This window comes from Cyanobacteriota bacterium (assembly GCA_025054735.1).
Classification (GTDB): domain Bacteria; phylum Cyanobacteriota; class Cyanobacteriia; order SKYG9; family SKYG9; genus SKYG9.
Genome location: JANWZG010000067.1, coordinates 1 through 11,815 on the forward strand (window position 1 = coordinate 1; position 11,815 = coordinate 11,815).

The following is an 11,815-nucleotide window of genomic DNA, read 5'->3' on the forward strand; positions in this document are numbered from 1 at the left end:
AGTATTGAAATACAGCCTTGCCGTCAGGTGTATTAAATCCTGCTTTGCCTTGGGCATCCACTAAGGGTACACCCATTTGAATGAAGGACTGAAGTACTTCATTGGAGTCCTCCGGCACAAAGGTGACAAAAAACGCATACTTGCCAGTTTTGTCATGAATTTGTCGGGCAACCTCCGCTAACTCTGTGTAGGTGGCTGGTGGCTTGGTAACGCCAGCCTGCCGAAACAAATCCTGGTTATAGATAGAAACACGGGTGGTGAGATACCAGGGAATACCAAAACTTTTGCCATCTAACGTGTTAGCTTTCCAAATGTTGGGCAGATATTGACGACGAACTGCTTCAGGGATTTTGTCATCGAGCAGTAACCAGGCATCACGAGCCGCCAGTTGCGAGGCAAAGTCTGGATTCAGGTTAACAACATCGGGCGCTGTTTTGGCAGATACAGCCGTTAGAATTTTGCTCTCCATGGCCGCCCATGGTACATCCACCCAGCGAATTTTAACTGTGGGGTTTTCTCGTTCAAAGTTGGCGATGAGTGTGTTGAAGTAGTCTGTGAATTGTGGCTGAAGCTGCATTGTCCAAAATTCGACTTCGGCTTTGCCTCCGGTAGACGTTTCGCTAGTAGTGGATGGACTGCTACAACTGATTAACCAACTGAGGAGCAACCCCAAGAGGGCAAAGATGCCAAACCGCTGCCAAACCTTCATAGACTTAAACACTGCTAAATCGCTTGCACTAGTGTAATGGTTTCTGGCACTAATCTACAGGATCTGGGTAACTGCCCTACCGAGCGATCGCCCTAGCCCTAGAATCTAGTGCTGAACTCAATCACCGCCCTAGAATCTCCAGCGAAGTCCGTTGATCCCCGCAGGAGAAACTGATCATCGAGACGATAGCGCAGATTGTACTGCGTGGGCTGGTTGGAGCCTAAAACTTGGAGTAGAGAAACCGATAGATTATCAGTAATGTCAGTACCGATCTCGGCGGCTAACCCTAGGCTAGAGGTTCCCGATCGGCGAGCATCTTCTCGTCGGTTAGAAGTCCCTACCAACGTGGGGAACAGGCGGAAGTCTGTCAGTCCGATCGCGTTGCCAATCAATCCCTGAAGTTGGGTCAACAATACAGTTCCAGCCAAAATTTCTAGGGAACGGCTGTCACCCTGCTCTAGGTTAGACGTGCCGCCTAGAAGGGCAATCAGTTCTTCCCGGGTGCGGGGAGGGCTGCTAGTCAAGGTTAGCTTATCTTGCAGTTGGCTAGCGGGGCCGTCAACCTCTGCCCGAATGCGCACCGTTTGCAAAGCACCTAGGGCACCAGCAGGCAGTTCTGCCTGTTCAGAACTGGTAAAGCCAGTTACCGAAGGAATGGCGATCGGACGGCGAAACACTTCCTGTACCGACGTAATCAGTCGGATTTTCAGAATTGGATCCAATCCTTGACGTGGTGTGAAGGTAGCTGTATTTTCAAACCCGCGTGCCAGGTTAAGCTGAGCCAAACCAATATTTACCTGACCAGCCTCTAGGCGAATCGTGCCCGTAGGTCGAAGGTCTGCGAAGGTGCCACTGATGAACAGATCCCCCTTAGCCACAAAACTCAGCAGCGGTGGGCTAGAAATCACAACCCGGTTGCCCAGCGTGATGCGCAGATTGTCAAACTCTGGAGGCTGCACGAGAGCATTCTCGCTGTCAGCAACCCCAGCCGTCACATTATCCGGAATTCCGTTCTGAGGAGGTGGGGCATCTTCACCAGCCAAGAAGACAATACCATCAGTAAGGGTAACATTGCCGCTGAGAATAGGGTTCAGAACGCCTCCCGTAACTTGCACAGTGCCATTAGCTTGTCCTCGATACTTACCCTTAATGTTCAAGCTGATGTCAGTCATGTTGAACGTAAGGGGAGGTTGATTGACAGAGGGTGATTGCACGGCAGGTAGACCATTATCCTGATTCCCATTAGCAGGTAATTGGCCAGGCAACTCACTAATCGGTAGAGAACCATTGATGACGATCGTACCTTTGTTGTAGCGCCCTTCAATTCTCTCGACAAACAGCCGATCGCCAGTAAATAAGGCTTTTCCAGTAACATTCGTAATCGTGTCAGGCAAACCCTGCGCCCTAAAGCTGGCATCTTGCAGTGCCAAGGTTCCCCTAATCACCAACGGTGAGGGGTTATCAGCGGCTGCTTGCTCCAAATCTCCGTTGACTTCCAAACTCACATTGCCCCTACCATCTACCCAAGTAAACTGCTTGCTGAAAATATTCAACAGTGCTAACCCCTCATTGTTCAGATCTGCCTTGAGGGCAATACGGTTGGCATCTGCAGTAGGCGGCGACAAGTCAAAGGGCAGGATGGCGGGTAGACTGCCTTCAACCACTAGGGGTTCTGGGCCTTGAATGGTGAGCACCGAGCGGAAATTGACTCGACGGGATCCATAGTTAAAGTTAGCAATTGCTTTCTCAATCTCCTCATCGTTCAATAACCCATCTACAAGGCCGAGTTGCCCACTGAACCGAGGTTCTAATAATTTGCCACTCAAGGCGACTGTGCCATTGAGCTTGCCAGATACCGGTAACGGCAGCTCAAAATAGTTGATGACATTATCCAGGGGCAGATTTTGAAAGCGGACTTGTCCTGACAAAGTTTTGAGACTGAGGGGGCCAGCGTAGGTAAGAAAAGCAGTACCATCTGTGGAGCTAAATCGCAGTGGTTGCAGGGTGAGAATGTCATCCTTAAAGTCACCCTTGATGGTGACCTGATCAGCCTGGTAGGGCGTTAGCCGCCAGTTAGCCCCTTGTAAGTCAAATGTAGCTGTCAGTCCTGCATTAGGGTTACTAGCAACATTGACCGTGCCAGAAATAGTGCCTTGAACTTGACGTAGGTCTGGAATTAGGCTAAGGCGTTGTGCTTGGATTTGTTGAGACAGCAACTTATCGATTTCTGATAGGCGCTGGAGTTGAGCATTGAGGCGGGTGTTGGGATCATCGCTGCCAACGGGATAGATGAGTAAATCGGTGGCTCGATCAAAGGCAGGAGGTTGCAGTCCCCTAGCAATATCCGTGAGGTCGAACCACTTGAGGGCCGTGAACAGGTCATTAAGGGTGCCATTGGCAATGGTAATAGTACTGTTAAACTGAGGAATAGCACCTACCTTGGCGCTAGCGGTAACCGCATAGCGACCCTGCCCAATTTGGAATTCACTATCCGTTAGGGTGACGACACCATTCAGGTAACTAATATTGCCACTGAAGCTATCAGCAGTTAAATGACCAAGGGCTGGCTTTTTGATGGTAACTCGCCCAAAGCCTGTGCCTTGTCTCAGGTTGACGTTAAGGTTGCCACTTACAACCCCAGCCACTGCACCATAACCGGGTACTGGTCGCCATTGCAGGTCAGTAACAGGTACCTCTGTCAGATTTAATCGCAGACGATCGCCTTGACGACTACCCTCCGCAATGGATTGATCGCGCTTAACGTAGAACGCCGTTGGCACATTATCAGCTCCCAAGGCCACGGTGACGCGATCGCGCCGTCCGGCGATAGACAGATTACCACCTTTACCAATTGTGTAATCTATCGTCCCCGCCAAGGATGGTTCAAAGGGGGATCCCAAGGCTTGCAGATTCTCGACTCGCAGATTGCCTCGCGCTCGCAGAGCCGCGATCGCACCCGTGATGCCACCATTGAAGACAGCGCTGTCCCAGGCCACCACAGGCTTGCCAGTCGGTTGGTTAAGAGCTACTTGATTTAGGGTCAGGGTGCCGCTGAGGTTCAAGTCATCCAGGTTACCTGTTAATCGTCCAGCATAGGTAAAACGGCCCTGGGGAGTGAGCTTGCCCTGGGGACTGTTAATGGGGGGAATGGGTAGTGCTGCAAGGTTATAGTCACGCAGGCTTAGTTGGAGGTCAAGGGCTGTAATCCGCGAGGGAAAGCCACCTTGAGCGTTAGTAGCGATCGTACCACTGAGGGAAGAATCATCCACCGTAGCATTACGAACATAGAGGGTGCGTCCATCCCAACGAAGGGCTGCTGCCAGTTGGTTAACGCGCAACGGAGACAGTCCAGTACGACTAAGCGCCAACTGATTGACGGTGACGGTGCTGTCAATGGTCAGAGCAGCAAGGGTGCCGGTAATGCGACCATCTAGGGATGCCCGACCACCGAGGGCTGTAATCCCTGCCTGTCGGAGGGTGCTGGCCGGAATCGGCAGCGATCGCAGGTCATAATCTCGTGCTGATACCTGTAGGTTCAGGCTTGTAACTTGGGGAATACCACCCTGGACGCTTGTATTGATCGTCCCTTTAGCCATTAATCCATCGGCATTGACATTCCGCAGCAGTAAGCGCTGACCATTCCAGCTAAAATTAGCGATCGCCTGGTTCACGCGAATGGGGGATCCTTGCGGCTGGTTAATCCCTAGCCGATTCACCGTCAGCACTCCAGTGACATTGGGATTAGTGAGGTTGCCGCTGACTTGGCCTGTAAAGCTGGCTAGTCCTGATGCTAGCGATCGTCCAGCGGTTCCTGGCAGTGTGGCCAGATCAAGGTCACGTACCCGCAGTGCTAGGTTCAATCCAGTAACCGCAAGTGTATTGTCACGACGGCTGGTGGTAATAGATCCACTAGCTGAGAGGCGATCGCTGCTCACTCGCCTTAGGAACAACTGTTGTCCATCCCAAGTAAAGGATGCTGTCAAAGGTTCAGCAAAACCAGCCGTGATCGGTTGCTTCACCGTAGCCAGTCCTTGAGACAGCACCAAGTCACCATCAGCACGAATAGCATCCGCTCGCAGTGCAGCCAATCGCCCAGATAGAGCTATGCGACCACTGACAGCTCCTTGTAAATTCGGCGTAATGCGACCTAGCTGCAACGTATCGGTAGTGACATTGGCCTGCCACGCACCATTGCGAATCTCTCCTTGGGCCTGCAAGGTACCGCCGTCTACCGCTAACCGAGTATCTTGGAAGAGGATTCTGTCACCGGCAAGGACTATCCGCCCAGAGCCGGGATAGGTAGCCATGGGTGCCCGCCAGCGAATGTCACCCCGCAGGTTCTTGAAACTACCGGAGACTTGACCGTCTGCTCGCAATTTACCCAGGGTGAAGTCTGGGGAGACCGCGGCTGCATAGAGCTTGAGTAACTGATCACCGTCCACATCCACCAGGGTTGCTTTGGCCTGCACCGTTCCCTCTGGACTGAGGGAAATACGTCCATCGCCCGTCAACGTTCCACCAGTGCTCAAAGCAGCTTGTAAGGATGAAATAGACAACACGCCATCAGCGACGCGAAAGGCTGTGCGGATATTGGAGAAAGTGAGGCGATCGACCTTTAGCGGAGTAGCTGTTGTTACACCCCCAGTGAATACAGGCTGTTGGGGTGCACCCGTCACCTGAAAATCACCCTGCACCTTACCCACGATCGAGAAAGGCAACTTCACCCCAAACCGTCGCAACAGGCTGGCAGCATTGACCGCCTGCACTTGCCCCGTTAAGTCAAAAAACGAAGTATCGCCCTCCGTGGGTGGGGTTGTGGAATCTAGATACTGGGTGTTGAGGTGACCAGCCACTCGCACCGTTGCCCCAGCCACTTCGCCCGTGACATTTTCCAGTTGCAGCCGCTCTCCCTGAAGACGCACCCGACCCTTGGAGACAGTAATCACCTCTGGAAAGCCAACCACCTTGACAGCAGCATTGGTCACATCCACAGTGCCTGTTAACCGAGGAAACTGCTCTGGCTGGCTTTGCACTGCAACGATACCCGTTACCTGCCCTGATTGCAGCATAACAGGCAAAAAGTCAGGGTTATCGGTGTCAGGGGCCGTAATCTGCCAAGGTTTCTGGATCAATTGCCCAATCTCAGCAAGGGCAACCTGTTGCAGCCGCAGTTGCAAATTGGTGCGTCCCTGGGCTGGAAATACGTCCCCTTGAACTGTTAACCCGCCACCTGTGGCTGCATTAAGGTTAATATTCAGGACAATTTGTTCTGTCTGGTTGCGGCCTGTAACCACACCAGTGCCATTGACTGGTGTAACAGTGATGGCTTGGCGGGTCATGCCAGGACGTGGAGCAGGAGAAAGGGAAAGGCGACCCCGATCGACCCGCACAGAAGCAATTCGACTCTGAATCAAACCAGGCGGTTCTTCTGGTTGTATGGGAATCCGCACCCATACCCCCGTTTGCTCCTGTTCCACATAGAGCGTTGGTTCGACCAGTGTCAGATGCAGATCGATGTTGCGGGTGAGTAGTTGCAGTGGGTTAAAGGTAACAGCAATTGCCGCAATGTCAGCACGATCAGGATCCGTGCTAGTAGCAGGAATTGATGACTGACCCACGCGGACACCCGTCAGCGAATAGCCCTCCACAGCACCAACAACCACTGGCCGATCTAGGGTTTTAGACAACTCCCTAGACAACAAGGGTGATAGCTCATTAGTGACAAACCGATGCAACCACCACGTGCCAGCCGCTGCGCCAATCGTCACCACACCGCTAGTAATCAGCAACGTGCGACCTAAAAGTCTGCGCCAAGAACGATTGGGGGCAGAATGCCTGCGCGGGGTTGATTCAGGAGACTGCATTGGAAATGAGGTTATGCCGAGCGAGCTATAGAGCCAATATACTGCTTAATATAGCTTTGTGCCTCCCAATCCCACACAATATCCTCAGCCGGAGTTCCTAGCAACTGCTTGGCAAGGGCATCCGTGACGACGATCGCATAGCGATGTTGGTCAGCCCCACCCACCACCATGTTGAAGTCCCCACTCCATAGCAGGATAATGCGGCGGCTACCATTGGCTCCAAGTACACGAGAAACTTTCATCACGGTCAGTCGGTGAGTAGCATGGGGATTTTGCTTCTCTGGAGGTGTTTTCTCTCCAGGCAGTTTGAATAGATGGTCACAGGTGATCAGAACATCGTAATCACCAACTTTAGGGATACTGCGCCAAGTTCTGACCGCTCGTGGTGTGTCTCGCTCTACCAAGAGCAATCGGGTCAGACTGCTAGTGCGTTCCAGCAGAATTTTCTGGGCCGTGGACTTCTGCTTTTTTTTACCTAAGATAGACTGAATCCAGTCAATAATCTGATGAAATACACGGTCAAAAGTACTGATCAACAAAACCATAAAACCGCCCCCGGTCTAGCATTCAAAATCTATATCTTTTTTGCGACGTTGAACCTGTACGCTAACTAGAACTAGATGCATCAGCTTAACTGCCCTGATGGGACTTGAAGTACTGAAATTGATAGCAATCCCAATCCAGTTGGGATATTGGTAGTGAGGACTTCAGTTCTCACTACGAGTCTTGACAGCAATTGATTGGTTCTAACAACCAGTTTTTGGCTGTAGGCAGCAGTTAACTTGACCCGTAGGCAGTTAAAGGCTACAGGCAGTATCCGTTTCCACTGCAACCAATGACTGACGACAGCTATGGTTAAGGCATTATTCCACTGCGGAATTAACCACGTGCTCTCGTGCTTAGGTAAGTAGGGTGATAGCAACTGTAGAGTATCCTAACGACTTCTACAGAATATATCCGTGGACAGCAAATTCTCTGCCTCAACACCCTAAGATTTCATTGCTGATACCCAGTTTTTGTGCATCTACCCAGTCTTGTGCATCTACGAGATGTGGCACCAGCCTGAAGGTTCTCTACGTCTGTGTCCCTATGTCTTCTGTGTCCCTATGTCTATGATAGAGAAGCTGGGAGCAGAGAAACGTACCTTCAGCGCTAGAGTCGCTGTGACTGATCTCACTGACCTGTAGATTTCAATGACAAGCACCGCGAGAGATATAGCCAGCATCCATCCGTGTAAGCCTATGAATTCAGATGCAATTAAGCCTGAGCCTGATCACTGAAACACCATCATACTGCCATTCTACTAAATCATGTTAAACAACTGCTGCCTAACACGTTCAATATTTCATTAGAGCCTTAGCCTGACAACCCAGTTCCTATGGGATTTTTGTTCGTGCGTCGGCAATCAGTTGGAATTAAATCAGGGTTTTTGCGGATTGCTAACCAATGACCCGCTCAAAAAGCTTATAGAGTAACGCTAGTACTCCTATCTTCAGCATACTGTAGGCTAGGGCCGCAGATAGCCCTTGGCAACACACTCGTCTACCACCTGTTGCACAAACGCCCACAGGGCCGGCGCACCCGTTTTAATTGGAGCCATGCGGTGTAGCACTTGATCGCGACAGATGCGATGCAGTCGCCAAGTGCCACCTTGGGTTTGCCAGTTCTGGATCAGGGGCTGGATGCGATCAAGGGCTGCTGCAAACTGGGCATCGTCCGTCTCTTGAGCTTCAAATTCATCCCAAAGCTGTCGGAAATAGGTGCCCTGATCTGGGGGTAATAGACCAAACAGGCGATCGGCAGCTTGGTGTTCCCGTGCAGCCTGATCTTGGTTGCCTTGGGAGTCATAGCAGAATGTATCCCCAGCATCAATCTCCACCAAATCATGGATAAGTAACATGGTGATCACCCGCTGAAGATTGACTGGAGCAGGGGCATATTCCCCTAATAACACTGCCATCATGGCTAAGTGCCAAGAGTGTTCAGCGCTATTTTCTCGTCGAGAACCATCGGTCAACAGATTCTGGCGCAGCACCAATTTCAACTGGTCAACTTCTACAATAAATTGAAGTTGTTGCTGGAGTCGGGCATCAAGTAGTGTGGTGTACATAACAAATGAATGAACTGGGGCTACAAGCTTGTATCCTAGTACTCTAAACCCTATTGCATTAATCTCCCATGAGCTTGGATTGGATTGCACCCGCTGAGCGCCTGCGTAATCTGCCTCCCTATGTCTTTGCCCGCTTGGATGAACTGAAAACCAAAGCCAAGGAGCAAGGGCTAGACTTGATTGATTTGGGGATGGGCAATCCTGATGGGGCTACACCCGATCCGGTCGTGCAAGCTGCGATCGCTGCCATTCAAGATACTCGCAACCATGGCTATCCCCCCTTTGAAGGCACCGCTAGTTTTCGCCGCACCATTACCACTTGGTATCATCGTCGCTACGGAGTTACCCTCGACCCTGATGGAGAAGCCTTACCACTGTTGGGATCTAAGGAGGGGTTGACTCACCTAGCACTGGCCTATGTAAACCCCGGCGATTTGGTCTTAGTGCCCAGCCCTGCCTATCCTGCCCATTTTCGCGGGCCTCTAATTGCTGGTGGAGACATTCATATTCTGACCTTGACTCCTGATAATGGCTGGCTGATTGATCTGGCTGCGATTCCAGATGCAGTTGCCGATCGTGCCAAAATTCTCTACTTTAACTATCCCAGCAACCCTACTGCTGCTACGGCTCCTAGGGAATTCTTTGAGGATGTGGTAGCCTTTGCCCGGCGCTATAACATCTTGCTAGTGCATGACCTCTGCTATGCCGAACTCTCCTTTGATGGCTATCAACCGACTAGCTTGCTAGAAATTCCAGGTGCGAAGGATATTAGTGTAGAATTTCATACCCTCTCGAAAACCTACAGCATGGCAGGTTGGCGCGTAGGTTTCGTAGTCGGTAACCGGCATATCATCCAAGGTTTGCGTACCCTGAAGACTAACCTGGACTACGGCATCTTCTCTGCGATTCAGGTAGCTGCGGAGACAGCTCTGCAACTGCCCGATCATTACCTGCACGAGGTACAAGAACGCTACCGCAGTCGTCGAGATTTTCTGATTCAAGGCTTGGCTGACCTAGGCTGGGCCATACCCAAACCTCTAGCCACCATGTATCTGTGGGTGCCCTGTCCCCCTGGTATTGGCTCCACAGACTTTGCTCTAAAGGTGCTAGAACAAACGGGCGTTGTGTTTACTCCAGGCAACGCTTTTGGCCCTGCTGGGGAAGGCTATGTGCGTATCAGCCTGATTGCTGACTGCGATCGTCTGGGTGAAGTGCTGAATCGCCTGAAAAAAGCAGGTATTTATTACTGCTAAAATTGGCAGCATTCCCCACTGTATCTGAACTCTGGTTACTGGCTGCAATATCGCACTACAGCTAGAGGAACATCCTTCCGTTTGACAGCATGTACGAGAGGACAGCTTAAAAGTTCTTGATCGTAGCGATCGCTGCCGCTGCGTATAGCTATGTAGTAAAACGATTTTGGCAGATCAGCAGGTAATGATCTTGCTAGGTAGGACGGAATAGGCCTATCAGGATTATTATTTCTGAATTCAAAGGTAAATAACTTGATATCTGGATCGGCAAAAACAGAAACAGAGTGTGCTGGCCCCCCTATCAAAATAGATGCCGGTTTATTGCCATGTTGATTCACCCATTCAGTCGCTTCTCGCATACTCAACCCCCAATATTCAACTTCATAGAGAGTACTAGCTCTGCGTAAACCTCCCACAACAGAGTTGAAATAAATGTATTCATAGGGGTGAAGCTGCACCATCTCCCAGCAAATCTGAACAAAGATTCCTAGCAGGATCATAACCACAAAAATCTTTAGGCTCTTTTTATTAAGCAGCTCATAAATCCAAATTAATGCTACGGATGCGATAACACATACTCCTGGTAGGATAAATAGAACATGTCGAATCCCGTCATAGATAACCGATCGTCTGATGATAATTAAGGAAGGCAATAGAAATATCTGCAATAGCGTCAAAATTACAGTTGCCTTCTGTAGGTTTGATAAATTTGAATATCTTCTATACAAAAGAAGTAATCCAAGAAAAAACGCAACCTGAAAAATTACTGGTGTTGTGATAGTAAACCAAACTGGTATGTAAGAGCGAGGTATCATCAAACCAGAGATATATTGCCCATTGAAAAAGATAGAACCTGTGATTCCCCAGGCGTAACTTGATAGGGCCTTGATCATCCCAATGAACCAAACAATTGGGTTTGACCATGATGATGGATAGCATATGGTTGTGGTTATAAACCAGACGATTACGATGAGGATATAAAATGAAAAGAAATTAAAGAAAATCTTAATTAATCGTCTCTTCTCATGTCTAATTGTATTCCAACTATTACCTAATTGAAGGATTACATACCCTATGGCTATATAGGTGATAATCACAAAGCCACCAGCTCTAACTCCCGTAAGGATTCCCATTAGAATCCCATACAAGACTGATAAGCCCGTTAATCGGTTGAAGCCGACATGAACCCTATCATTCTTTAAGTACTCATTCACTAAATAGGCTGATGCAAGTGTGCTAATAGTGAAGAATGTTGCAAATGGAACATCCTTGAAATTGAAAAAACTATCCCCCCAAAACCTGGGAAAAAATGCTAGATTTAATGCCCCAAACCATGCATATTGCATTCCACAGATAGTTCCAACAAGAGCTGCAACAGCCAGATAGCATAGTAGTGACGTGAAAAATGTGAATGCATGTTTAGCTTCAAACTTCTTCCGTAAGATCTGCTCACTTGTTAGATCAGCTTCTACATCAGCCTTGAACAAAATCTGTCTGAGCTTTCTGCGAGCTTGATAAACAGCTTCAGCAGCGACATTAAAAACTGTTCCGTCATATTGGAAAATTCCTTCGATTGGCTTGCCCTTAGTGATAACTTCAATATTTTGTCTGACTGACAAGATGCCAGTTAATTCGTCCCAAGAAACACCGCTGTTACCAACTGTAGAGAAACCAATTACAGATAGTACCAAAACAACAGTCAGTGTTTTCAGAATTGCACTTTTGTAAATCCCCATAGGTTTATAGTTGTTAATAGCTCATAGAATGCGTGACACATATGGCTAGTATTCTTGTATATCTATCTATTATTTAGACAGTTGGAGGTTATCTTTCCGTGAACATTGTACTAGTTCCTGGACTAGTGACCATGCTGTTACTG

At 49.4% G+C, this 11,815-nt stretch carries 6 protein-coding genes; 1 reads left to right on the top strand and 5 read right to left on the bottom strand.

The features are described 5' to 3' along the window. The 4 genes from NZ772_05055 to NZ772_05070 all read right to left on the bottom strand — a co-directional run. Positions 1-709: extracellular solute-binding protein (locus NZ772_05055; GenBank protein ID MCS6812927.1), on the bottom strand; the 709-nt coding region annotated here is incomplete at its 3' end. A gap of 98 nt (positions 710-807) precedes the next feature. Beyond that, positions 808-6,498 (bottom strand): translocation/assembly module TamB domain-containing protein, encoded by a 5,691-nt coding sequence (locus tag NZ772_05060; protein MCS6812928.1) that lies wholly within the window; start codon positions 6,496-6,498, stop codon positions 808-810. Between the two features lie 86 nt (positions 6,499-6,584). Then, entirely contained in the window at positions 6,585-7,118 is a 534-nt protein-coding gene (locus NZ772_05065) for a hypothetical protein (protein ID MCS6812929.1), read from the bottom strand. 962 nt (positions 7,119-8,080) lie between these two features. Then, complete coding sequence (locus NZ772_05070) at positions 8,081-8,683, bottom strand: HD domain-containing protein (protein ID MCS6812930.1); 603 nt, start codon at positions 8,681-8,683, stop codon at positions 8,081-8,083. Positions 8,684-8,751: 68 nt separating this feature from the next. On the opposite strand from NZ772_05070, the gene NZ772_05075 reads away from it, so the two are divergent. Further along, positions 8,752-9,936: an aspartate aminotransferase gene (locus tag NZ772_05075; protein ID MCS6812931.1), complete on the top strand. Its 1,185-nt coding sequence runs from the start codon at positions 8,752-8,754 to the stop codon at positions 9,934-9,936. A gap of 35 nt (positions 9,937-9,971) precedes the next feature. Here the strand turns inward: NZ772_05075 and NZ772_05080 are convergent, their stop codons facing one another. Further along, complete coding sequence (locus tag NZ772_05080) at positions 9,972-11,672, bottom strand: hypothetical protein (GenBank protein ID MCS6812932.1); 1,701 nt, start codon at positions 11,670-11,672, stop codon at positions 9,972-9,974. Between the last annotated feature and the right edge of the window lie 143 nt (positions 11,673-11,815).

Bases quoted from the DNA above. Each gene is read 5' to 3' on its own strand.
- NZ772_05065 (MCS6812929.1), bottom strand. From the start codon at position 7,118: ATGGTTTTGTTGATCAGTACTTTTGACCGTGTATTTCATCAGATTATT.
- NZ772_05070 (MCS6812930.1), bottom strand. From the start codon at position 8,683: ATGTACACCACACTACTTGATGCCCGACTCCAGCAACAACTTCAATTT.
- NZ772_05075 (MCS6812931.1), top strand. From the start codon at position 8,752: ATGAGCTTGGATTGGATTGCACCCGCTGAGCGCCTGCGTAATCTGCCT.
- NZ772_05080 (MCS6812932.1), bottom strand. From the start codon at position 11,672: ATGGGGATTTACAAAAGTGCAATTCTGAAAACACTGACTGTTGTTTTG.